Genomic DNA, 24,058 nt, shown 5'->3' with positions numbered 1-24,058 from the left:
AAGATATTGAGGCCACCCGTCACTAGCTGGTTCGTCACCGTATCCCAATGGATATTGTGGCATTGTTCCTCACCACCCATGGGCGTGCTGACTACTGGACCCGGACCTGCCCATTCCTGAGCCGCATAAGGGGCCAGTGCCGCATAACCGGATGCCGCGTTTTCCAGCGTGGTCCAGTTCTGTGCCATGCTCTGGATGGCCGCAGCGTCAGACTGCATGCCCTGCAAGGGACTTGCGCCCTGCAAGGGGGTACCCGCAACGGACAGCACAGGAATGCACGTCAACATCATTAAAACCAACAACTTTTTCTTCATTTTTATGCCTTTTGCTGTGCTACGATCCAGTTACGGACCACCTCGACATGCTTGACCAATTCCCTGCGGGTGGCATGCAGTCTCACCATGTGACTTGCGGCAGGGGGTGTTACGCGCATCTGGCTTGCCGTGTTCTGGACCGCAAAATTCAAAGCCTGAACCCGCTGCATCAACTGGTGCCGGTTGCCCCCTGAATGGACATCATTCAGAACCGCCTGAGCCATCCTGACTTCCTGCTGCAACTGTTCTTGCACGGGAAAATTGCTGACCGGGCCGCCCGCAAAAGCCAGAGTGGAAACAGACAACAAAACAACAAACGCACTGATTCTTTGGATAGATTTCATTTTTTCAACCCCCTCTCAAAACTTACCCGTGAAAAGACCGTTCAATGAACGCGATGACATCTCCCCATTCCCGCAGCACGGGCGCAGGCAACCGTTCCCGAAGCCAGGCAACGGGCCATGCACGGCCCAGTGTCTCCCGCAGTTCTGCTACCCGTTTCACCGCCTTGGGATCGGATACCCCGCAGAACGCCAGGGTGATGGGTCCCATGGCAAAGCTCACCAGCCGGTGGCCCAATGGCGAATGAATGTAATAGTCCTGCTTCGGTATAGCCGACTGGAGCAGTTCAATCTGTCGGTCTGACAGCCCGAAATTGTGGTACATAGGCTTTAGTTGCTGACTGCCTGCTTCCCGGTTCGGCAGAAAGACCTTGGTTGGGCACGACTCCATAAGCACCGGAAGCAACGGACTGCCCTGCAGGTCGGCCAGCGACTGCGTGGCAAACACCACCACGGCGTTTTTCTTTCGCAGGACTTTCAGCCATTCGCGGATCTTCGCTAGGAATTGCGGGTTGTCGATCAGTGTCCATGCCTCGTCCATGACGATCAGCGTAGGGCTGCCGTCCAACATCTTTTCGATCCGGTAAAAGAGATAGAGCAGAAGCGGCACTACCAGCTACTTGCCGGTCTCCCCCTGGGGCAGACTGTCCATCTCGAAAGTGAGAAAGCGGGATGACAGGTCCAGACCATCCTGACGGGCATCCAGGATATCACCGTACTTGCCGGTACCCGTGTAGACGCTCACCGCTGCTTTCAGGTGCTCATCCTGCAACAGGTGCATAACATCCGTCAGTGATCGCCCCGACTCACGGGCAAGGCCATCCACGGCGTCGTTGATGGTTTTGCGCTCCCGTACCGTCATCGTGACGCCCTGGACAATGGCCAGTGCCTCCAGCCAGTCCTTGGCGAACACCCGGTCCATTTCCGCATCGACACGTTCCAGGGGTGCAAAGGACAATCCGCTGTACTCCCCCCCCAGGTCATAGTGCTGACCTCCGACGGCTTCCGTCAGCGCGAACAGCGAGCGGCCCTTGTCAAACGCGATGACGCGGGCGTTTTGGTAGCGTAACCATTGGGCGGCAAGCAGGGCGAGCAGACTGCTCTTACCCGCGCCCGTTGGCCCCGCAAGCAGACTGTGCCCCACGTCCCCCACATGCAGGTTGAAACGGAACGGCGTACTCCCCGATGTCTGGGCAAGGACCAGGCAGGGCGCGGGCTGGGAACCGATCCGGATCAATGGACTCGGGCATTCCGGGTCGCCTGCCCACACCCCTGTTTTGGGTGAGAGATCCGCAAAGTTCAGGCTGTGAATGGGTGCCCTGCGGACATTCTCCCAGGTGTGGCCCGGCAGACTGCCGAAAAACGCTTCCACTGCGTTGACCGTCTCCCGCTTGGGCACGAAACCCACCGTCGAAAGCAGGTTCATCACCATGCGGGAGCGTTCTTCCAGCGTCTTGGCGTCCCGATGACGCAGGATCACCGTCGCCGTGAAAAACCCCATCAGGATGGCGCCACTCGAAATGTCGGCATCAACCAGGGCGGTTTCTGACTCCATCCCCGCCTTGAACCGGTCCTGCCGGTCGGCGCGCATCTGGCCATGGCTCATGGCTCCGGAAATGTAATCCCGCAGTGTGTACTTGGAGCTCGCCCACTTCTCCCGGACTTTGGCCACAAGCTTTTTGGAATCCACAGAATCCAGCAGAATGAAGCGGGTCGTGTAGCGCAGCGGAAAGGGCAGATTGTGCAGATGCTCCAGCATCTCCGGACGGGTGAGGTCCGGATAGCCCAGAAAGGTCAGTACCGAAATCGATTCACCATCCAGGGCGGGCTCCAGACCCGCCACGAACTCGTGATGCCCGAGCAGTACGTCCAGATATGCCGGAATCGTGGGTGCGTGGACTGGATGGGATTTTCCGGTCAGACACTCGTGGTAATGCGTCAACAGCCCTGTATCATCGAGCGGAGTAATGGCGTACTGCCGGGAGAGAATCCCCAATGCCATATTCAGACTATCCTCAAACTTCTTGAGCAGCGTATCAAAAGAGTCCGAAACGATCCCCTTGCGACTCTCCACGAACAGATGCCCGGCCGAGACTTCTGATTCAGGGGGGGTGTTCCAGGTGAACACGAAATAATACCGGCTCTGAAACCTGCGCCCTTCCCGCTCGAAGGCGCGGCGACGCTCGTTATCAATGAGCATCGATACAGGATCCGGGAAAAAGCACTGGTCTTCCGGCACGTAGCCATCGGCGGATTCCCGGATGGCAGTCGTCTGTACTGTCCATCCGGTGCCCAGACGGGTAACCGCAGCATTCAGCACTGCTGACAGACGGTTGATGTCGTCCGCCGACAGACTTTCCAGGTCCTGTCCGAAAAACCGGACAGCAGACAGAAAAGCCCCGTCCTTGGTGAGCAGCACCGCGCAGGGCCGGTTCAGTACCAGCACACGGCCTGCCAGGATAGCCGGATTCAGCAGGTCCGGCAGAGACAGGTTCTTACTCCGGAATTCCCGCAGGTTCAGCATGTTTTCTATCCTTTTTCGCGAAACGGGAAAGTATCTGGTTCCAGATAGATGCCTGCTGGCTCTTCTCCACCGGAATCTCCCGGACCGGCGCATCGAGCGAGGGCGCATCCGGGTAATAGTCCTGCCACTTCCTGGCCCGGAACACGATACTGATCATCTGCGGGTCCTGTCTGGCCAGAATGCGCAACACCGTCTGCACGGCAGTAAATGTCAGGACGCCCGCGATGATGCCGGGAATGGAAAGCGTCAGGAAATAAATCGTGATCGCCGCCCCGCCATTGAGCAGTGTGGCTGATCGCTCACCGCCCATCAGCAAGTGCGGCCGCACCATGCTCTGGTACAGCCGCGTGCTGCGGGTTTCCTGGCTCAATCAGGCCCCCAGGAGATGCAGAAATGGCGCCATCAACGCCACATGCCCGCCCAGAGTGGCAGCGGAAATGCCAGCCTGCTGGCCAAACCATCCGTACTGACTGATTATGAATCCACCACCCGCCGCCGTGCCGATGCCGACGGCGGACTTGCCGTAGTCATGCTTGAAGGCGTGGACGGCGCCATAGCCAATGCCGCCCGCAATGCCCACCGAGCCGATGAACGGCATGAAGTTGCTCTGGATGAAGTTGCTGATCTTGCCGAATGGTCCGCCGCTGGATGCCATGGCCGTTTCCAGCCCCAGAACCCCGAACAGGGCCAGACCAAACAGCACCTGATTCCGCAGACGATGCGGATGTTTTTGCACTACAACGATTTTTTCTGCCATGGGAAACCTCCTGAAATGCTGTCCCAGGGGTATAGCAGCGCGTTCTGGAGATATTGCCTTAGCGCAATGGGGCGTTGTGTACCTTCACCGAATGCAGGCGCACGGTCATCGTGCCCTGGATATAGGGAATCACGGCCAGATCACGCAACAGTTCAAGGGCTGGAACAGGCTTCCCGAAGGGAACTCCCGCGCCATACAGCGCATAATCCGGTCCCTGAAAATCCAGACGAAGCGAAAGTCTGCGACAAATCCACTGCAATGCCTGCCGCTCGCTGGATGCCGTTTCCGTCGGCAAGGAAAGCCGCATGGCGAATTCCCGTGGCAGTCTTGCAGACGGCAGTCTTGCCGGGGGCAGTCCTGCAGAAGGCGAAGGGCTTGCAGCCTGCGAAGGGATTGCTCCCCGCAAGGGGCTTGCGGACAGCGGTATCCCCGCAGGGGGCTTGCGCCCTGCTAAGGGATTGCTCCCCGCAGGGGACTGCAAGGGGCGAACCATGGCGGGCGGAGACGGTGGATCGGCAAGTTCCGGGGATATGGCATACCACATGGTGTTTAATCCTGTTTGTCCATAAAGAGAATATCGGTAATCCGGCGGCCTGCCGGAACAGACGCATCCCGCGCAATCTGGATGATGACATCGACCGCTTCGTGGATGAGTGGCATCTGCGACGGCACACCCGCTTCCTGGCAGAGTTGGTCCAGACGGGTAAGCGCTGCTTGCGTGCTGTTGGCGTGTAAAGTAGCCAGTCCGCCGGGGTGCCCGGTATTCCATGCTTTCAGCAAAGCCAGAGCCGCACCATCGCGCACCTCACCGACGAAAATCCGGTCGGGCCGGTACCGTAGCGTGAGTTTCAGCAAGCGGGTCATGTCAATGTCGGTGTCCGCATCGGTCAGCATCTGCACGGTATTTGGCGCATTGCAGACGATTTCCCGTGTGTCCTCGATGATGACGATCCGCTGATCCAGTCCGGCACGACAGGCTATGGTGTCGGATACGGCATTAAGAAGGGTGGTTTTGCCCGACCCGGCGCCACCACTCACCAGGATATTTTTTCGGTTTTCCACGGCTTCAATGATCTTGTCGTACTGTTCACCGGTGATAATGGCGTTGTTCCGGTAATCTTCGAGCGTGTAAATCTTCCTCGCCGGCAAACGAATCGAAAAAGTCGGTCTCGGCATGAGCGGCGGAATGGCTCCTGCAAAACGCGCACGCAGGAACTCATCGGGCATCGCACCCTCAACAATGGGCTTGTCGCGTGTGACGGTAGTCCCACGGAAATCGGCCATCAGTGCCAGCAGGTTCAGGGCCTTGGACGCGGATAAATCCGTCAGGTGCGTGATCCCCTGCCCATGTCGTTCCACCAAAACCCGTCCATCATCGTTGAGCATGATTTCCACGGCAGCAGGGTCTCCAAAGACTGCACAGATATCCGCACCGAGAATCCGGCGCATCTGCTCGATAAGTCGCCCATGGGCTTCGACCTGTGCGCGGTCCATGGTGATCGGATCAGCCATTCTGGACGGGTTCCAGCTTCTTTTGCAGGAGTTCGGCGATCTTTTTCAGCGCCCGGGGCCGGTCCCCGTCGAATCCGGCATCGGCCACCTGCTTCAGGAACCGCTCATAGCGGGTAAGCGCCGAGGATTGCACCGCCTCGGCCTCGTCCAGGACGGGTTCGGGCAGGTGGATCAGCATGAGCTTGACGAAGAGATCCAGCATGGCCGCCACCGTGTCCAGCTCCGCCTGGACGGCCTCCACGTCCCCACGCACGGCCAGCATGGTGGCCGCAATCCGCCGCTCAAAGCCATCCATCGGACTACCTTCCGCCTGTTCCGCCGTCTCGATGCCCCGCATGGCATAGTCGGCGATCAGTGCGGCCTTTGAAACGCTCCGCTCCCGCGCTTCCTGCTCAATTCGGTCCCCATAGCGGCCCGTCAGTTTCACTGTTCCTGTTGCGCTCATCTCCTGCAGTCCTTAGCGATCCTCGTTGTTGAGGTATAGCAAGGACTGGTGCGGATCTTCGGAAAGATGGATGGACCGGTGACGGGCCATGGCCATCTCCTGATCATGCTTGAATGGTCAGGTATAGCCCGGGGGGTTATGGTATAGATTGCTGTTTAATTTAGTTATGTGATTGGTCAAAGGAGGAACATCCACCATGCCCAAACAGGAATTGGTAAGGAGAGTAAGAGGTTGGTGGAATCATTTTTCAACACCCGCCCCAATCCCAAGACCGGCGAGATGGTTCCAATAACTGCAAGGCGGGTGGTGACGTACCGGGCCAGCCACCTGCTGAAAGAAGCTTGTCTTGTCGTTGGATAGTGATTTGCGGCGCATCTACCCGAGAAGATCGGGTTCGATGTGGCACTGCATATAGCTTTTGTTATGACGTGCGAATCAGATATCTCCGTAAATCCACATTAAATTTTTGCGCGCGTTAGAAACGTCTTCGTTTTCCATAAATGTTTTAAAAAGATCACACAACCCATCATATTCTTCTTTCTCCATAAACACCCTGCATCCACCAACAGAAATGAAGAATGTGCTCATTTGCGGAGAAGCGCTGTTAATCGTATATTGGCAATGGAATCTACCGACAACCGCTTCCATAACACCGTCTTGCCTTGCCGACATAAGTGCCGCAATAAAATCATCAATTTCTGGTGTATTGTTGAGAGAGAACACTACGTTTCTTCCTCGCAACTCAACAGCACAGCTCAATCCGTTTTCCGACAGCATCGGGGTTATCCAGAATGATTCGTTAATAACGTCCTGTATCATCTTTGGTTCAGCAAAATCACCCTCAATTTTTACTGCCGTAGAGCCATTCTTTATATAATACACCCTCAGTAGAAACAGGATCATGTTTCCAATAAACGGTCGTATTGCGTCATTAAGTTTGCATATTGACAACTCTGGCTCATCCCGCGAAGCAACCTCAAAGCACCTTGCAGCCATCTCTGCGGAAGTCGGGTGTACATAATCCGCTCCGAATATTTCGTTAACAATGTAATGAACATGTTTATCTATTGATGACTCAAACGGTCGACCTTGTCGGCCAAGGCAACCATGATAATAGTGGTCGAGACGATTTGCTTCCTCAGTCATGGGTTTGGTAGCATCCCTTAACTTGATCATTTCATTGAATGCCAGCAAATTCGATACGATGGAAAAGTTCTTGATGCGCTTATATTTTGAGAGCTTGTGCGAGTAAGCACTATGGCACTCGTTCGCGACATACATAATCTCAGCTCGGCTAAACTGCGAGCTCGTTTTGACCTTGCTTACCAGTCTCTCAAGAGATGCACGGTTGTCTCGCTGAAGTTCTTCGTACTCTTTCATCGTATTAACTCCATCAAGGCCAAAGGTTTTTTCCATACTCAGTCGAACCAAATCGCTTGCAGTCTGTTTGTTCGACACGAGCCGTCTAATTGAATCCAGAAGATAGTTTGGAATTCTGACGCTAAAATTCTTCATCTTAAACAGATCATCACTTCCCAACGATGGTCGAGCACCATCCTCTGTGCCGAGATCATCATTTTCACCGTGTATCATGGTAACCACCTCCACAATAGCAAAGAACATTGTGTATTATTGTTACGGTAATACGCGGCACTGTCAACAAGAATATCCTCGCGTCCGCTGACCGACGTCTCCCGCAACTTCGACAAAGATGCCGCACTCACGGTAGGTCTGGATCACCCGTGGAAATTGTGCCGCACCTTCTTATGGGAAGTGCCGAATCGTCAACAACGAGTGTTATAATCTATTCTGCGAACATGCCTCTGAACCTTTCTCATCATTAATTGCCTAATTCCATATAAGTCATATGGTTGGAGGTGCATAGATGAAAGCAGAAGCCATGAATTTGCTGCAATGGCAGGCGCGGTTTGGTACGGAAGAGGAATGTGCCGAAGCGCTGAAACAACAGCGCTGGCCCAATGGCTTTCAATGCCCGCATTGTGGGCACGATCAAGGCCACTGGGTAGTGTCTCGCAAGGTCTACCAGTGCAATCATTGCCGACGCCAGACCTCTGTAACGGCTGGCACCCTCTTTCATTCCACCAATCTGCCCTTGGTGCAGTGGTTTCTGGCCATCTATCTGATGGTCTGCGACAAAGGTGGCTTGTCGGCCCTGCGCCTCTCCAAGCAGGTCGGGGTCTCCTGGATTACTGCGCACCGGATGCTGCGCAAGATGCGCCACGCCATGGCGGACCGGGACAGTATCTACCGCCTGGGTGGATTGGTTGAGTTGGATGATGCTTTCGTGGGCGGACGTCGATCCGGAGGCAAAAGCGGACGCGGTGCAGAAGGGAAAACACCGATCCTGGTAGCTATTGAAAGCCGGGATAAGAAGGCGGGTTTCATGGCTATGGAAACCATCCCTTCGGTATCCGCTGGAAATATCCGTCAGTTCGTTCAGCGTCATTTGCTCCCCTGGCAGACTACCCGCACGGATGGCTTGATGGCATTGCGCGTTCTGGGAGAAACCCAGCACCATAAAGGCCGTGTTACACCGCCAGAACAGGTAGATGAATGGCTGCCCTGGGTACACATCGCTATTGGCAACCTTAAAGCGTTCTTGTTGGGAACTTACCATGGAGTCACCGGCAAATATCTGCAGGAATACCTGGATGAGTTCGTCTATCGCTTCAACCGACGCTTTTGGGAGCCTGAGTTGCCATTGCGCCTGCTTAATGCCTGTATGGACCATATACCTGTCCGATTGGTAGCTGAAAAAGGTTAAGAGGCATGTCTGCGAAAGACAATCGCGCATGCCCATAGGGCCGAGGAGGGCAATACAAAATAATCTTTAAAATTTCCAATGGAATCAGTTAAAACATATGGCTCGAACACCAGCCACTATTCTTGGCCGGTTGCGCCAAAAAAGAAGGACCCTACGGAGAGAGCATTCTGGAGAACCGTCGTTGTATTTGACCAAAGCAGTTTTATCCTGATAAGTTTCGCAATCAAAGCCGCCGACCGCCCATACCATAACGAAAACATGTAATGACTGTTTCCATCATCGTTCCCTGCCATAATGAATCGGGCAACCTGAAAATCCTTTATGAGCGGGTGAGTGGCATTATGGATGCCTGCGGAGAACCGTGGGGAATGGTCTGTGTGAACGATGGCAGCATAGATGACACCCTTCTTCAGCTTATTGAGTTGCATCAGCAGGATTCGCGCATTCAGGTCATAGATTTATCCCGAAACTTCGGAAAAGAAGCGGCATTGACGGCCGGACTGGATGCTGCCCGGGGTGATGCCGCCATTCCCTTGGATGCAGACCTGCAAGATCCTCCAGAGCTCATCCCTGAACTGCTTGCCCAATGGCGCGATGGTTATGATGTGGTCAATGCCGTACGTCTATCCAGAGAGGGGGAATCCTGGCTCAAACGCGCTTCAGCCCACTTTTTTTACCGGGTGATCAATCGGATGAGCGTCGTAGATATTCCCGCTGACACGGGTGACTTCCGGCTTTTGTCGCGTCCGGTACTGGATGCCTTACAAAGCCTCCAAGAACGTCGTCGCTTCATGAAAGGACTGTTTGCCTGGGTGGGTTTCCGCAGCACCAATGTTTACTACCACCGTGCGCCGCGACATAGTGGCAAAACCACCTGGAATTACTGGAAACTCTGGAATTTTGCCGTCGAAGGAATCACCTCATTCAGCCAGGTGCCCTTGCAGCTCGCCGCTTATCTGGGTTTTATCGTCTCCGGTCTGTCCTTCATTTATGCTTTATGGCTGATTATCAGCACCCTAGTTTATGGTAATCCTGTCAAGGGATATCCCTCCATGATGGTCACCCTCCTGTTTTTGGGGGGCGTGCAATTGATGGCGCTGGGTGTCATAGGTGAATATCTGGGAAGAATTTACGAAGAAAGTAAGCATCGGCCAGTTTATTTAGTCAGGAAGGTGTGGGGAAAAATTAGGGATAGAGAGCGAAATGATTAAGCATTGGCTTATGTGGGGGTTGTTTGCGGTACTTTCTGTTGCGGCACTCATCAGCAGTTTGGGAACGGCATTTCAAACGCTTCCGTTGAATCCCGACATGGCGGAAATGGCACTAATCTATCAAGGCATCGTCCACCACGGCTGGCGTTTTCCGTTCACTTGGCGCTTCACCCAAGATAACCAGATCCTGAGCCTGCTGCCTTTTGCGCTGATCTTCTATGCTTTGGCAGGAGTTTCCGGGGCATCCATTATCATCCAAGGATGGCTTATTTTTGTTGTGAATGCCGTGTTAACGGGCCTACTCGTTAAAGTGGCCACCAAATCTTGGCGGTGGGCGGGGCTAGCATGGTTGCTCGCTTTGTTAGCCAGTCCTATGGCTATAGGGCAGCCCACCATCCTGGCCTATCCGGTTACCCACAACAGCGTATGGGTATTTGGGTTACTCGGTGCCATTGGCCTGATTCGGTATTTTACTGACCGCCCAGGATGGGCGCTTCCACTATTGTTGGTATGCGTGGGCGTGGGCACGATCTCTGATCCCTGGTTCGATGCTGCATTCACAGCACCCGTCTTACTGCTCGCGTGGAAGTCTCCCAAGTGGTTCCAGGCAGACAAAACAACGCGGCGTGCGTTGATCAAAGCTGTAATTATTACCTATATCGCTGGCCGCATCGTTTACTTCGGGCTCGAACTTTTGCACATGGTTCCCGGACGTGGCGTAGGTTTTGCTTCCCTATCGGCCATATTGCGTCATCTGGTGCTGCTGGCCAAAAGTACGGGGATACTCTTGCAGCTTTACCCATTCCCAAGTAGCGAGCTGACATGGATGCTCTGGGGCGTTTACCTCGTTGGCTTGTGTGGTGCAGTAATCCTTTCATTTCAAGCGAGGCAACAGATCAGCCCAGCCGTAAAGGTGTTGCTGGCATTTTCTTGGCTATCCATAGGCATCATTGCAACGGCTTTTGTGCTGACAAACTTTGCCCATGGTATCTGGGCCTCACGTTTCCTGGTCAATGTCTTTTATTTGGCCATCGTGGCACTGGTTACATTTGGTGCCGTTCGCTGCTTTGCGGGCAGCAATCTCACAAAATTACTGCTGTTAATCACGTTGATCGGATATGTCATGCTAGGATTGGCCGCTATAGATCATGCCAACTGGCGCTACACCTCCAACTGGGCTGGCATTCACTCTCTAGCCAAATGGTTTGTCACGCATAACCTCTACAATGGATATGGACAATATTTTGAGGCTGGCGCGCCACTCCTTGGTATTGCCTCCAACGAAGGGATTACGGCAAGGCCGTTGAGTTGCAATACGGGTTACCTTATCCCGCGTCTATCCAGCGGGGACGATCAGTTTTGGTTCGGTGCCGTGGCACTACCAAGCAGTCAGGAACCGCAGTTTGTGGTGTTTGATCAGGCTGACCATAAATGGGCAAGATGCACTATTAAGAGTTTCGGTAATCCGGATATGAAGTTCAAGCACGGCGCGTTAGATATTTGGGTATACCGTCACGATTTATCACAGCAATTGATAATGGCGCATGATGACTTTAAACACAAATGGATGTTGATGAACATTGAGAACAATAGGAAAGCCATTACCAAGGTCGGAACAACTCTCGGCATCAGTTCATGGTGGGCGCAAAATGCGTACACTTGGCTACTGAAAAAAGGCATTGCTCAGTAGCTATAGAATATTTTATGGATTGCTAGGGACATATACACCAGGCAAGTTGTAGCATGTAAAAATAGTAGCATAGCCGTTCTTGCCGTCCCCAGTACCCCATGTGTATGTCCCATTTGAGTAAGGCCCTGCTATCGGGTATATATCTACCCATGCGTCAAAACCATCGGTTACTGCACAAAACTGCCACTGCCCCGGGAAAATCTGACCAGAAGGAAGGTCCTCCGAATACATCTGGAGTGGTGCATTATTACCCCCGATCGGCTGCCATGAACTTCCATTACACATCATAGCTTGGCCGTTGCCACTAGCGCTGGCCGCTATTTCACCATATTCTGAGCAACCCCAATTCTGGTTAGCTGTGCCATTAGCGGTACCTAGCCGAGCATCATAGTTGGCCGTAACCTGACCGCCCACATAAGCATTGCCACTCTGCGAACTGTCACCGGCATTGTTGGCCCACCAAGAGCCGTTATCCATCGCAAACGCATTATTTGCCGTCGAATTATATTGCGCATTCACATCACCTGTACTATTGACGTAGCCACCTTCCAGTTCCCCGCTGCCCCAGACGTTGCTCACCTCTGCTATCTGTGCTGGTCCGCTACCGTTCTGGTTCTGGATATAGAAGCTCCCAGGAGTGCGCACAGCGGCGTTACTCGAATCCCCATAGTAGTAATTGCTGCCGATTTGCAACGCTCCCGGCTGGCCATTGGGCTGCCCTCCGGCCAGAGTTTCGGACTGCGCATTGACTTCGTTCGCATTGTTGACGCTGTTCGTCCCCATATTCAGATTCGTCTGCATGGTGTTCAACTGCGGCTGGCCAGGGACGGCGACGCGGTAGAGGTAGTCGCTCTGCAACTGGCCGTTGCTGTAGGCCAGTAAAGCCGCGAAATGTCCGGGTTGAATGTTTTGGTACCCACTGGTAGTCACAGACCAACCGTTATACGACCCACAGGCTTCTCCGCCAGTGCAGCCTGGTACGGCATACTCCCCGCTACCCCCGCCGATCACACCACCGGACGCCCCGGCAATCTGTGCAACTTGCCCAGCGACTTTAGCCTTTACGGTGTTTCCACCATAGGAGACCACCAATGCCTGCAAATTGCCGGAGGTTGGTTGCAATACCTGTACTTCCCAGGTTTGACCAAATGGATTCACCGATGTAAACCCGTTGGGCAAATATCCGGTGCTTTCCAGCATGGGCACTGTAATGACTGCCGGCGATGATCCGGTAGCAACACTTTCAATAGCCCCGGCATTAGCAGTGATATAGGCTTCTGCTGCCTTTTCCACGCGCGCCATCTGGATGGCCGCAGCCGTGGATAGCTCCTGTTGCTGTTGACTGCTCATAACCATGTATACGGCTGGAACCGCGAGCGCGGAAATGATCACGGCGAATAATACGGTGATTGGATTCATGGTTTCGGTTCCTTCTCTTAATTCGTTGGACTATCTATCCAATAGACAACCGCATTGTTTGGGATGCCGTTCGGCGTAGGCTGAGGAATGGTGCCAACACAAAGCGAGGATACATACCCATTGTTATTTTTCCCGTAGGCGCAGTCTCCACCGGTTTCCCCAGAAAGCGCCGTCAACCCATCGGCTGGCAAACTATTGGTCCAGGCAATCAGTTGCCCACCACTTTCACTTGCGCTCCATTGCGACGGGAATTGATAGCCATCCATGTAAGGCGCGAGTTGCGATGCCGTGATGTTTCCTGAGTACCCCTGATTCTGCTCCGAAAAGGCTAATGCCGCGTGCGCTAAAGCGACAAATGCCGCATCCCCAGGTACAGAAGCAGACGTTGGCGAACCATTGATAGACTGAGACGTAATGATCGAATTGCCCGCATAAAATGCCAGCAATCCTAACAACAGAAAGGGGTAGATCAACGCGAGCATATTATCGGGTTTTCCCTTTTGTTATCGGCAAAACCATGGAAGATGTGCGCCTTTTGGATGCGTGGACGCACGGGCCTCCAGTCAGCGCAGCACGGGCAAGGCGCTGGATGCTCGCTATCATGACCCCAGTTCCGTTCGTCAAAACGGAGAGGGCACACAATCCCGCTGTGATTCCCCAACTCCATGCCCAGATGACAGGGCTCATCCCCATGAATGAACGGGACATCGGTTGCACGTAATAGACGGTCATCACCACCGAAAACAGCGCGCAAACCGCATCAAAAGCACGCCAACGCCATGACTGTAGTCGCATCATAATATGCTCACCTCCCGCCCGCCGATCCATAAATACGACCCATGGACATGGATCGGTTTTTCTGCGCTTCAATATCCTGATTGATGGCCGCCATATTACCGTCCCGAATTTTCATGCGGGTTGGCTCATCCTCCACAAAAAACGATTGCACATGCAAAATACTTTGCGGGCTTTTACCGTTAGCGACTCCCCCACCAGGCATTCCACCCCCGGGCATCGCCCCCCCAGCGGGCTCCTTATCAATCCGTAAGGTCACGACCCCGCGCAAACATTGTGCTAAACCATCAAACCCCGATAGCATGCCCATTTTCAAAATGGCCTGTTGCGGGTTATCCGCATGTAACGTACTGATCACCAACATTCCGCTGGCAGCCGCTAACCCGGCTGTTTTGGCAGCAGACTGTTCCCGAATTTCACCGATATAAAAGGTATCCGCACCGCTGCGCAGGGTGTCCATAAATACACGCTGTACTTCGGTGTCATCATCAATCTCTTCCTGATAGCATTGACCATTGCCGCGCGACCCTTGCAAATCGTATTCCACCGGATTTTCTGCCGTCCATGTGAATCCCCCAATGCGTTCCAGACGATCCATCAACAAGGCACATCCCAATGTCGTTTTGCCCATGCCTGGGCCACCGGCAAACAGCAGTAGACCAGATCGCATCCGCGCATCCCTTAACGTCTGCACTAAAGGGATCGGTAAACCAATGTCATCCAGTTTGCGTAAAATACTGGCAATACGGCGTGCTATAAAAACAGAGCCATAAGGAGTATCCCGTTTTTGCACCCGTAAATTCATACCCCCAAAAACCATACGAAAGCGATGCGAATTATGCGCTTCCATCTGGTTTCTCAATGCCTGCAGTTCTCCCCAATAGGTCTCCGGCACAGAAACGAGCCGGAGATCATCGGAAAACCTTTTGTACCGACTGGCGGCGGGGTCTTGCTCCACCGCCAAATCCGCAAACGCAAGGTCAGACAATCCCATAACTTAGGAATTATTACCAAACGTAAAGTATACACTGCTGGCACCGCCACTACATGCACTTACGGCCTGAGCGCCAGTCGGGGCAGAGTTGCTGTTACCAATCGAACTCCCATTGACGGAAGTGTCGATATCGGAAATCTGTGTCACCAGCTTCTGACAGGCCGTTGGAGAGAGCGTCAAACCAGTCATCTCCACATCGAACTGACTGGCAGGCAAACCCGCTCCACTGCTTGCCAAGGCAAACGTGCCACCCAAAGGCGTACTTGTCTGGATGCCTTTGGGGATGATATTGGACGCATTAGTGCTGATCCCCGCATAATCGCCCTGTACGCCGTACACTTCCTGCGCGTTGCCCACAATGGTCATAATATCTTGCGCGGCATTGGAGGTATTACCTGACGCCAGCAAGCCCAAACCAAAGTAGATGCCCGCCGCAAGACCGGCGATAACGATAATTACTGCAAATAATACGGCTATTGGATTCATCAAATTCTCCTTAGTTGTTTTGCGTCACATTAAAACCATGCGACACAACGCGTTAAAAAACAAACCTACATTTTATCCCGTATGCGCAGAAGCCATCATCACGTTCTGCAAATCAAACACGCCGAATACCACCAGCAAAATAAGCAGGTTGACGCCAATATTGGCAAACAGTGCCATAATCCGCACAGTACCCATCACTTGTCGTTCGATATCTTCCAGCCATTCTTCACCAAGACTCCGAAGCAGTTTGGCAAAGTCTCCTGACCCCGAAAACGCGGACAGGTCATCCGCAAGGATACGATCCGGGAAACCCATTTCGCCTTCAATAAAAGCCTGGCCCAGTTCGCGTCCATTTCGCATACGTTGTTGTGCATCCAGCAATCGGTCACGCAACCATGGACGGGCATATTTGGCTTGCAATCCCAACGCATCCGTAGCGGTAATTCCCGACCCCACAAGGCGCGAAAATCCAATCATCCATTGAGCGCCAATGATCATGCGATAAATGCTCCACGGAGGGATATTTTCTACATATCGGCGGCCATGCTGTGACCAGAAAGGTAAAGAGACAATGGTGATCACCAATCCCACAATCATCAATAAAAAAACCACTGCAGACCATGGACTTTGTGCGGCTGCAGCCATGGGTAACAAAGCGCGGGCAAGTGTCGGCCAGGTATTCGGATTGGACATCAACTCCATAGGGGGCACCATTTTCGTGCCAACGATATAAACGAGGTAAACACCAAGTCCACTCATAACAATAGGATCGATGGCCTCGCCAACAATTTTCCCCATCATCCGCCCGATAATCCCTTGTCCTTCGATGGCACTTCGTAATCCACTCGCTAAATCACCCGATAATTCGCCCGCCTGAATAATGGACAAATCCGCTGTCGGGGCCCATCCACGCAACGCTTGTGAAAGGGTTTCTCCGTTGGCGAGACGATCCCCGATTTCTTGCAAAGCCAACCGATCCGGGTCAAAAGCGGCCATAAGACCAGAGCCACCCTGTAAGGACTTCTGCTGAAGCAACCGGGTTGTTGCCGCACGTACCGGAATGCCGTTATTCAGATAGACCGCTAACCGTCGATAAAAGGCGCTCCGCTTTTTCCCGCCCCACAGGGCTCGGGCCATACGGGTCAACTGTTCCTGTATCCAATAAGGGATTTCCATCAGACGTCATCCTCCGTCAACTCGCGCAGTTCAGTCGGACGAGGCGGAATAGGGCCCAGCACATCCACAATAAAACGGGGGTCAGTTAATCCTTTGAGAATCTTGAGTACCCCATGGGCTTCCATGGATATCTCCGCATCACGGCGAGACGCGTATAATTTTCTGGCGGGCATTGGCCCATCCTTGACCATGGCGACCAATAAATCATCGTCCGTAGGAATCACCTGAGCCACAACAGCCCGCCCCAAAGACCCCGTATGATTACAGTGACCGCATCCAGGGCCCGTCATCCGGATGCCCGACAAGGGGAAAATGGCACTTTCCCAGGTCAAAAGGTTTTCCCAGCTTTCTTTATCTAAACCAGATTTCAGGAGTACATCCGGATTCGCTGGCTGTGCGCAGTACGGGCAAACCAATTTCACCAAGCGTTGTGCAATGAGCGATGACAACATTTTTGGGTCTTGCAGGTAAAAGCCATCCACGCCCATACCCACTAAGCGTTGCGCAATCATAAACGGGTCCGATACGTGCAGCGTCGTCCATACCTGATGCCCCGTGATCGAAGCATTCACCGCCTCTTTTGCGGTTTCCAGCCCGCGAATTTCGCCGACCATAATAATATCCGGGTCTTGCCGTAAAGCTGTCTTCAACTTGCCTGCAAATGCCCGGTTTTTTTCCTCATCCGTGTTGGCGTTGGCGATTTTGTACTGCCAGACATAATCGGACTGAAAGACGTATTCCACAGGATCTTCAATGGTGATGATCCGTACTCCGTGCCGAATACGCAGGATGGTATTAATCATTTGCGCGAGCGTGGTCGATTTTCCCGATCCTGTAGGGCCGGTGAACGGGTTAATTCCCATCGTTTGGCGCGATAACAGGTGGAGGATCCGTAATTGACGTGGCGAATAGCCCAGTGCTGCCAATAGATCAACATCTGGACTTTGCTTTTCTAAACGATAGAGTAGTCGGATAGCCAGGTTCATACCGTCGTGCAAGGGCGCACGTGCCAATCGGAGCCCGGTTAATCCCATGTCTTCGCCGTTTTCTCCACGGAGTAGCGATGGGTTAACGATGACCGCATGTTGATCTTCCGTTTCTTTGACTTGGGCATCGGACACGGCCGCCATCCCTTGAAACATGGCACGAATCATTTGTGCCCCTTCAGTCTGTGGCACTTGATAACGATCTTCCACTTCGTTTTGTACCCGAAACTGCACCTGTAAATATCCACTACCGTTCATGTTTTCGCGTAGTGTAAGATGAATATCACTCGCTTTTTCGGCCGCTGCCAACACCACCATTCGCCGTACACTGCGCACAGCCGACAGGTTCATGTCATCGCTATCGGCTATTCCGGACTTGATTTGTGCCAAGGTTTGCATGTCACACAAATCAAGCTGAATGTCTACGCCATCCCTGCGGGCTTCCGCCAGCCAGCTTTGCACGACCATCTGGTTTTGACGCCCGGACAATACGTGCAGGGTGCGCCCTATAAGCACTGCAAATTCTTGCATAGCGGAAGGTATCTCGCGCAGATTCAAATCGTTGGCGAGGTTGGAAAGAGTAGAATCTATGATTTGTTGAGAAACAAACTTTTTTCCTACCAGGATTTCACCCAGTTTTTTCTCTGGAGTCTTCGCCTGTTCCTGCAACGCTATCTCTAGCTGTTGTCGAGAAATGATGCCATCTTCTACCAAAATGTCCCCAATCCTTTTTTTTGCGGACGTTTTGCTGTTCTCATTCCTGGAACGAATCTGTAAAGCCATATCAATGCCCTCCTTGCGGGTTAGGAATCATTCCTGGTGGCGGAACCATAAGATTCGATGGGGGAGCCCCATTAGACGGAGAAAAAGGTGGCGGAGAATAGGACCCGACAGGATTACCAGAGGATGTGCTCCCTTGTTGCGCGGTGTATCCGCCTGACATCATCAACAAAACTGGCGTCTTCCCTTTATGACTGGCAAGCACCCCTTGCGGGCCGATATGCTGTATAACCCAGTGCCCAACTCGATTCCCGGTAAATACCGGTAGCACTCCGCCGTTCGGTAAGGCTAATGTCGCCTGATAACGGCCTTGCGCACCGGAGATAGACAGCACGCGCGGGAGATTGGATATATGAGAAGCGGTTGATGTCCCCACCTGCTGTATGGAGGGCATTATGGGCGGGATAGATGACTGCGGGAACGCGGATGCGGAAGGGTTTGATGGCTTATTGCTGCCTGCCTTCTTCCCGGAAAGAACATCCGCAATTTCTTTTTTTAACTTGGCGACTTCCAGTTGAGCCTGGAGCACGGGTATCTGCGACTGTACAGACGCCAGTGACTGAACCGTTTCCGCTGTGTTATTGGGCGCAACCGTTTCTGGTGAACCGTTCACCGATGAAGCGGATAAAAGCGATGAAGCCGATGCCATCCCACTTCCACACAACAATAACACCCCAAAGAATGGGATATTCCAGACTGCTTTACGGTTGATCATGCATAACTCCTTGAGGAATGACTTTGTCCTTGTCCGATGCGTGAATAGGCTTCAATGGCAAGGCGACAGCGGGACGATGCATCATGTCAACCGGTCTGTTGCGTACGTACAAATTCCCATACATGGTGACCTCTTGCGCTTCGTTTTTTTCTTTTTTGCTGGACATGACCGGATACACCATGCGCGTCCAGCGTAACCCGGGTAAGGTCTCCCAGGTTCTGTTCATGGCCAGCGCATCCAGTGGGCCTTGCATGGACACCGAGAACACTTTCCACAACTTTTTCTGGGCGTCCGCGATCGGTGGAGTCTTCGCCCCGGGCAATCGGGAAACGGGAGAAACTGAAGACGAAAGAGAGACGTGGATAGCCACATGCGTAAGTTGCGCCATGCCATACAACTTTCGCAAAGCCACAGAAGACCGTAACAAAACACCATTTCTGGATGCGGGGATCGAAAGTCCGTTTATAAACTGATCAATTTCTGATCCCTGATGGGATATGGCCCCGGGAGGCGATACCAACATCGTGGCACCGGGCGACCACTTCCAGGTTAGATTAAAGTGTTGCGAGGATAAATGCGCACCACCCGGCGCTTGTTGGCAAGATACGGCACTTAACAGCCATCCATGATCAGAAAGAGGGATCCCAGACATGCCATGTAGGCATCCCTCCAAAAAAGTAAACGGTCCAGCAAATTGGAGCCACGGAACGTTTGCTTTGGCTTTCTGTTCCATCATAGCCCGTTCAATCGCCAAGCGATGCATCAATGCGGCCCGCTTCGCCTGCTCTATTTGCTCATTGACATAATTCAAGTAAATAACCCCGCCAATGACAGCCGTTCCAACCACGCCGCTATAAATCAGAACCGGCAACCAAGTATTCTTGCGAATATCTCGTATGGGCTTTTGTTTTACCGATTTAGACACCAATTCAAGCAGTTTTTCGGTAGTATCGTTGACCGTAAGACGCCATGCGTCATAAGACGCATGTTCCCGCATCCTTTTATCAACGGCGTCATAATCTCCGATAAAATCCCCGTCCGGAAGCACTTCATAGTTTTCTCGAACGGCGACATACCAGTATCGACCATCACCCAGATCGAAAACGCCCTGCCATGGCTCCTGCAAAACTTCGGCTACTGCAGCAGCCAATGAATACATCTTCCCTTTGAATGGTTTCCCTTCATGACGGCCATCTTCATTCAAAACAGGTTCCGTAAACCCTGATTGAATGGCCCCCGCTTGCGTTCGCCGCACAGCGACCATGAAGTCTTTATTGCGGGCGCCATCTTTTAATATCTTTTTGGATGGATAGCGATCCTCATGCCGCCAATACATGCCCGCCACAAAAACGCGGCGATCTCCGGGCAACCGAATAAGTGTCCCCATTTTAGAGAATCCGCGCTGTGATCACGATGGCGATCATCTGTTTGGAAGTGCTGGCGTCAGCACCGCCGCCCAGCAACGGCATATACGGACTGCCAACCCCATTGTGCGTCACATTGCTGCCTGACTGAGAGAACCCGGTAAGCAGTAGTGTCTGCCCTGGCTTTAAGCTGACGGACTGCTGAAAGGTGCTGCTATCCACCGTGGGTACCTGAATACTGTTTCCACCAGACGAGATGGTGTCCAGCGAAACCAGGTTGCTAATGGTCATGTTCATCCCTAACAACACGCGACCGTTATCAATGCGTGGCAAGAACATAGCCGTAAAGCCTGTCGTCACAGTGCCCGGGACCAGTCCACTGGTGGCTCCCACGTTAGCGGTGCTCGTCGTGCTGTTCTCAGCAAGGTAGGAGGTCTGTTGAGCCACCTGAATCGGCGCCGGCTGACCGTTCATGCTCATAGCAGAGCGACTGAACACCTGGGTAACATTGCCCAAAGTAGACAACGCCTGTACCGCCACCTGACTGCCGCTAGTCTGACTCAATGCACCATTGGCAGTGGACAACACGCTTGCACCCAACGACATGGGCGACACATTGCCTGTAGGCGCAGGAGGCGCCACACCTTGCAAGCTGACGCCATATTGCTTGCCGAGGCTGTTGAATATTCCGGAAAGGTTTAATCCATAGTTTTGCTCGTTATTAATCTGCACATTGTACACTTGCACAGAGATAATCACCTGACGCGATAATTGCCGGGTCAAGCTGTGTACCCATTGCCGTACACGATCGACCTGTGGTGGTGTCCCTGTCACCGTCAATGTTCCCGTAGAGCTATCCGCGAACACGCGCGCCGAGCCGCCGGCTACTGTTTGGGCAGCCTTCTCCAGGTTCCCCCAGACGTTGACCTTGGACGTATTCTCTATGTCCGTAGTGCCAGTGGAAGTATCTGATTGAGAAGACCCGCTAATTCCAGCGCTTCCACCATTGATCGCGGACATTCCAGTCGTTGCCCCACCCGTACTGCTGGAACCTCCACTACTGTTTGCGCCGGCGGCAGCGATAATAGAGCCGCTGGAATCGGTAACCCATGACAAGGCTGGTATGGAAAACGTTCTTGTTTCCGTGTAAAAAATGTGTACCGCGCCTCCGTAGTATTTCCACCAGAGGCCGTCTTTTGCGGTAATGTAGCGCAACAATCCCGCCACACTACCGTTCCAGTTGAGAGAAATTCCGGCCCTTGCGTAACCAGAAACCCCATTAGACGCCCCACCGAAAGAGGGGACACCAGCAGATGTGCTAGGTAATGGCGGGAGCATTCCTGATGCCCCCGTTGCACTTTTCTGGGACATTAAATTATCAATATGTACAGGGACGCCGGTTAGTTGACTGATCCGTGCCCCGATTTCACGAATGGTGAGCGGGTTAGAGGAGACCAGCGTAATGGGTTGCTTCAATACAGCCGGTACCCTATGCCGTACATCCACCACCGAGCCCATCAGATACGGGGTATTGACCATACTCACCACGGCTGGCTGCTTGGGCGGCTGATAGCTGGCGATGGACTGTTTAGCCTGCGTCTGGACCATATGCGCCTGATGAAACGTCGCGCATCCTGCCAACGCAAACGGCAGGACTGCCGCTGCTACGGCTATTTTCAGCACCTGGTTACGCATGTTTACCTTCTCCTTTTGCACCATGATCTTCGCCTTCCCCATGTCGTTTCGTGACTGCCCAAGATCGCATGGTACGTGGAAGCCGCCCGACAATTTTCAGATAATACTAAGTTAACGTAGCCATGATAGCGGGTTTATTTGAAATTGAAAAGACACAAAATCGTCCAGCAGTTCATCGCTGGACCATAAGCAACGCCATCCATTAAGCGGCCGCGACGTGTCATTGAGCCCCACGATGGGTTTCGATCAGCACTTCGTAATCTTTCAAAATATCGCCAAGCACCTGAATACTGCCTGGATGCCCGGCCAACAACATGAACCCCTTAATTCGGTCATGATAAACCAACACATCCAACCCGCGCGCCTTGGCATCATCGATAAAGCCCTGGTTTTCTTGTAGACTTTCGTACATCAATCTTTCCCTTCTACAGCGACCGGTTTGGGCGCTTCGTCATTTGCGTGGCGCGGTTCGCACGAGTCGTCGCCGGCAAGACCGTCACCACCTACAACGACAAGGACGCTGCCCGCAAGATTCCCGCTTGCAACACTACCATCGACCGCAGGGTCGGCACGTGACCACAAGTACCCCTGTCCCAGATGGGCGCCGGCTGCTAACGCCAGCCGATAATCCCCTTCGGTCTCGATCCACTCCACAATCACACGGGCACCGCCGTGGGACAGGTGCTGGCAGAGCCCCCGCAGATATTCCGGCCCCTTGTCACGGATCGTCTGAAAATAAGGTCCATCGATTTTGCAAAAGTTGGCCTTGACGGCGCCCGCCCGGCCCAGGCCATCCATGCCAGACCCCGCGCCGATATCGTCGATGGCCAGGCGGAATCCGATGCCTTTTAGGAAGTTGATCTTCGCCAGCACGTCCACCAGCTTTTCGTCATGAAAGTGCTGTTCAGTCCATTCAATGACGATACGACGAGCATGATCACGCAGGGTGCGAATGGACCCGGCGATTTGTGAGTCCAACAACTGATATCCGTCCAGATTCAAGAAAAGTAATCCGGGCAAGTCGGGCAACAGCGTTGGCACTTCTTTTTCTAAAAACACATACCAGTCCCGCCATTCAGACTCTCCCCATTGAGGGCAGTACGATTCGCCCGCTAATAGTTCATGACCGATAATCTGATTTGTCAGCAGGTCCACGATAGGTTCCAGGCGGTACTTCATGGCAGGTTATCCTTTTGTACAGTGATACCGTGATCCGGCAACAGCGCTTGCAGTTGCATTTCGAACGTAGAAAGGTCCATACCCTCCGCGTTCCATGACACCACCGTAACCCAATGTCCCGGCTGAATTTCATAGACTTCCTGAAACGTAATGGGCATGGATTCCGTTACGATAGGCGGCAACGGCAAGGTGGAATGCAGAACAATACCCAGTTCATGAGCCTGCCTGGACATCACGGTGCGCAACGCAGATTCCCAGAGGTCGATTACCCGCCAAGCCAGATGATGGGTGAGGATGTCTTTTGCGTCGCGATCTTTTGTGCATCGCAACAGCCACTCAGCAGAGAACGGCGGCTCTGAAAAAGTGCGGTCAAACAGCGTGTCTCCGCCCACACGCCGGATGATCGGGGCAGGCCGCCCGTCATGCGCCTTGGCCACCGCATCGGTGAGGGATTCGCCCCAAGGAGAGACCCCTTCCAGCAATCGGTTTGGTAGAAAAACGCCTATACGGGTATGCCCGCCGATCAGTGCTACGGAAACCTGACCAGATAAATCTTTCTCCAGGAGAGACTTTCCTTGCCAAAATCCGTACTCCCGCAGCGTATCTACGGGGGTAAGCTTCGGAATGGCCCCAGTGCGCCAGAAGCCATGCGAGAGATTACCAGCAGACCAGCGTTCTTTGACGCGATCATCCAGACCCGCGAATACAGACAGGAGAACATCACGCAAGTGTTGTGGCGTCAACTGAACATCCTCATCCATAAAGCATTCCCCAATATCCAGTAATGTGAGATACCCAAAGCATCAATCACCAAAAACACCACCTGAGCTGACACCAGCGATCCAGAGCCTATTCGCCACCCGTACCAAAGCCATAAGGCATTGGATATC

At 53.2% G+C, this 24,058-nt stretch carries 26 protein-coding genes and 1 pseudogene; 5 read left to right on the top strand and 22 right to left on the bottom strand.

What is annotated here, in order from left to right:
* The 7 genes and pseudogenes from HAP95_RS01240 to HAP95_RS01215 all read right to left on the bottom strand — a co-directional run.
* A pseudogene (locus HAP95_RS01240) lies at positions 1-314 on the bottom strand (hypothetical protein); the annotation flags it as partial.
* A 2-nt stretch (positions 315-316) separates the two neighbouring features.
* Complete coding sequence (locus HAP95_RS01235) at positions 317-658, bottom strand: hypothetical protein (protein ID WP_031568892.1); 342 nt, start codon at positions 656-658, stop codon at positions 317-319.
* Between the two features lie 22 nt (positions 659-680).
* Positions 681-1,265, bottom strand: coding sequence for a hypothetical protein (locus tag HAP95_RS17010; RefSeq protein WP_368356530.1), 585 nt, complete (start codon positions 1,263-1,265; stop codon positions 681-683).
* Positions 1,266-1,271: 6 nt separating this feature from the next.
* Positions 1,272-3,179, bottom strand: a complete 1,908-nt coding sequence (locus HAP95_RS01230) for a VirB4 family type IV secretion/conjugal transfer ATPase (RefSeq protein WP_226832382.1) — start codon at positions 3,177-3,179, stop codon at positions 1,272-1,274.
* Entirely contained in the window at positions 3,151-3,549 is a 399-nt protein-coding gene (locus tag HAP95_RS01225) for a VirB3 family type IV secretion system protein (protein ID WP_139112214.1), read from the bottom strand. The genes HAP95_RS01230 and HAP95_RS01225 overlap by 29 nt, the downstream gene beginning before the upstream one ends.
* Positions 3,550-3,936, bottom strand: a complete 387-nt coding sequence (locus tag HAP95_RS01220) for a hypothetical protein (protein ID WP_226832380.1) — start codon at positions 3,934-3,936, stop codon at positions 3,550-3,552. It lies immediately after the preceding gene.
* A gap of 58 nt (positions 3,937-3,994) precedes the next feature.
* Positions 3,995-4,243: a hypothetical protein gene (locus HAP95_RS01215; protein ID WP_031568880.1), complete on the bottom strand. Its 249-nt coding sequence runs from the start codon at positions 4,241-4,243 to the stop codon at positions 3,995-3,997.
* Here HAP95_RS01215 and HAP95_RS01210 point away from each other — a divergent pair.
* Positions 4,242-4,505, top strand: a complete 264-nt coding sequence (locus tag HAP95_RS01210; protein WP_031568877.1) for a hypothetical protein — start codon at positions 4,242-4,244, stop codon at positions 4,503-4,505. The genes HAP95_RS01215 and HAP95_RS01210 overlap by 2 nt on opposite strands.
* Here the strand turns inward: HAP95_RS01210 and trbB are convergent.
* Entirely contained in the window at positions 4,486-5,448 is a 963-nt protein-coding gene (trbB, locus tag HAP95_RS01205) for a P-type conjugative transfer ATPase TrbB (RefSeq protein ID WP_226832378.1), read from the bottom strand. The two genes, HAP95_RS01210 and trbB, sit on opposite strands and share 20 nt — an antisense overlap.
* Positions 5,441-5,893 (bottom strand): hypothetical protein, encoded by a 453-nt coding sequence (locus HAP95_RS01200; RefSeq protein WP_031568874.1) that lies wholly within the window; start codon positions 5,891-5,893, stop codon positions 5,441-5,443. The genes trbB and HAP95_RS01200 overlap by 8 nt, the downstream gene beginning before the upstream one ends.
* 168 nt (positions 5,894-6,061) lie before the next feature.
* On the opposite strand from HAP95_RS01200, the gene HAP95_RS01195 reads away from it, so the two are divergent.
* On the top strand, positions 6,062-6,253 hold the full coding sequence (locus HAP95_RS01195) for an HU family DNA-binding protein (RefSeq protein ID WP_153940786.1): 192 nt from the start codon (positions 6,062-6,064) through the stop codon (positions 6,251-6,253).
* 75 nt (positions 6,254-6,328) lie between these two features.
* Here HAP95_RS01195 and HAP95_RS01190 read toward each other — a convergent pair whose 3' ends face one another.
* Positions 6,329-7,486, bottom strand: a complete 1,158-nt coding sequence (locus tag HAP95_RS01190; protein ID WP_031568871.1) for a hypothetical protein — start codon at positions 7,484-7,486, stop codon at positions 6,329-6,331.
* 292 nt (positions 7,487-7,778) lie between these two features.
* Between HAP95_RS01190 and HAP95_RS01185 the strand changes: the two genes are divergently transcribed.
* From HAP95_RS01185 to HAP95_RS01175, 3 genes are all read left to right on the top strand, one after another.
* The gene (locus HAP95_RS01185; RefSeq protein WP_215882619.1) at positions 7,779-8,678 is read left to right on the top strand and encodes an IS1595-like element ISAth1 family transposase; all 900 of its coding nucleotides are present in this window, start codon (positions 7,779-7,781) and stop codon (positions 8,676-8,678) included.
* 263 nt (positions 8,679-8,941) lie between these two features.
* Positions 8,942-9,889: a glycosyltransferase family 2 protein gene (locus HAP95_RS01180; protein ID WP_153940787.1), complete on the top strand. Its 948-nt coding sequence runs from the start codon at positions 8,942-8,944 to the stop codon at positions 9,887-9,889.
* On the top strand, positions 9,882-11,579 hold the full coding sequence (locus HAP95_RS01175) for a hypothetical protein (protein WP_215882618.1): 1,698 nt from the start codon (positions 9,882-9,884) through the stop codon (positions 11,577-11,579). Before HAP95_RS01180 ends, HAP95_RS01175 begins: the two co-directional genes overlap by 8 nt.
* Positions 11,580-11,591: 12 nt before the next feature.
* On the opposite strand, the gene pilV is transcribed toward HAP95_RS01175, so the two are convergent.
* From pilV to HAP95_RS01115, 12 genes are all read right to left on the bottom strand, one after another.
* On the bottom strand, positions 11,592-12,998 hold the full coding sequence (pilV, locus tag HAP95_RS01170; RefSeq protein WP_215882617.1) for a shufflon system plasmid conjugative transfer pilus tip adhesin PilV: 1,407 nt from the start codon (positions 12,996-12,998) through the stop codon (positions 11,592-11,594).
* Positions 12,999-13,015: 17 nt separating this feature from the next.
* On the bottom strand, positions 13,016-13,480 hold the full coding sequence (gene pilM, locus HAP95_RS01165) for a type IV pilus biogenesis protein PilM (protein WP_153940789.1): 465 nt from the start codon (positions 13,478-13,480) through the stop codon (positions 13,016-13,018).
* A gap of 323 nt (positions 13,481-13,803) precedes the next feature.
* On the bottom strand, positions 13,804-14,751 hold the full coding sequence (locus tag HAP95_RS01160) for an ATPase, T2SS/T4P/T4SS family (RefSeq protein WP_237747359.1): 948 nt from the start codon (positions 14,749-14,751) through the stop codon (positions 13,804-13,806).
* A 39-nt stretch (positions 14,752-14,790) separates the two neighbouring features.
* Positions 14,791-15,273 carry a type 4 pilus major pilin gene (locus HAP95_RS01155; RefSeq protein ID WP_031568859.1) on the bottom strand — a complete coding sequence of 161 codons (483 nt, stop codon included), beginning with the start codon at positions 15,271-15,273 and terminating at the stop codon, positions 14,791-14,793.
* 72 nt (positions 15,274-15,345) lie between these two features.
* On the bottom strand, positions 15,346-16,449 hold the full coding sequence (locus tag HAP95_RS01150) for a type II secretion system F family protein (protein WP_031568857.1): 1,104 nt from the start codon (positions 16,447-16,449) through the stop codon (positions 15,346-15,348).
* On the bottom strand, positions 16,449-18,218 hold the full coding sequence (locus tag HAP95_RS01145; RefSeq protein WP_226832376.1) for a GspE/PulE family protein: 1,770 nt from the start codon (positions 18,216-18,218) through the stop codon (positions 16,449-16,451). The genes HAP95_RS01150 and HAP95_RS01145 overlap by 1 nt, the downstream gene beginning before the upstream one ends.
* 1 nt (position 18,219) lies before the next feature.
* Complete coding sequence (pilP, locus tag HAP95_RS01140) at positions 18,220-18,930, bottom strand: type IV pilus biogenesis protein PilP (RefSeq protein ID WP_035209374.1); 711 nt, start codon at positions 18,928-18,930, stop codon at positions 18,220-18,222.
* The gene (gene pilO2, locus HAP95_RS01135; protein WP_051690419.1) at positions 18,917-20,317 is read right to left on the bottom strand and encodes a type 4b pilus protein PilO2; all 1,401 of its coding nucleotides are present in this window, start codon (positions 20,315-20,317) and stop codon (positions 18,917-18,919) included. Before pilO2 ends, pilP begins: the two co-directional genes overlap by 14 nt.
* A 1-nt stretch (position 20,318) precedes the next feature.
* Positions 20,319-21,989: a PilN family type IVB pilus formation outer membrane protein gene (gene pilN, locus HAP95_RS01130; RefSeq protein ID WP_215882616.1), complete on the bottom strand. Its 1,671-nt coding sequence runs from the start codon at positions 21,987-21,989 to the stop codon at positions 20,319-20,321.
* A gap of 220 nt (positions 21,990-22,209) precedes the next feature.
* Entirely contained in the window at positions 22,210-22,401 is a 192-nt protein-coding gene (locus HAP95_RS01125; RefSeq protein WP_215882615.1) for a hypothetical protein, read from the bottom strand.
* Complete coding sequence (locus tag HAP95_RS01120) at positions 22,401-23,168, bottom strand: EAL domain-containing protein (RefSeq protein WP_215882614.1); 768 nt, start codon at positions 23,166-23,168, stop codon at positions 22,401-22,403. Before HAP95_RS01120 ends, HAP95_RS01125 begins: the two co-directional genes overlap by 1 nt.
* Positions 23,165-23,929 (bottom strand): hypothetical protein, encoded by a 765-nt coding sequence (locus HAP95_RS01115; RefSeq protein ID WP_215880922.1) that lies wholly within the window; start codon positions 23,927-23,929, stop codon positions 23,165-23,167. The genes HAP95_RS01120 and HAP95_RS01115 overlap by 4 nt, the downstream gene beginning before the upstream one ends.
* Positions 23,930-24,058 lie beyond the last annotated feature (129 nt).

The organism is Acidithiobacillus sulfurivorans (assembly GCF_018853815.1).
GTDB classification, from domain to species: domain Bacteria; phylum Pseudomonadota; class Gammaproteobacteria; order Acidithiobacillales; family Acidithiobacillaceae; genus Acidithiobacillus; species Acidithiobacillus sulfurivorans.
This window is presented reverse-complemented; position numbering and strand designations above follow the sequence as displayed.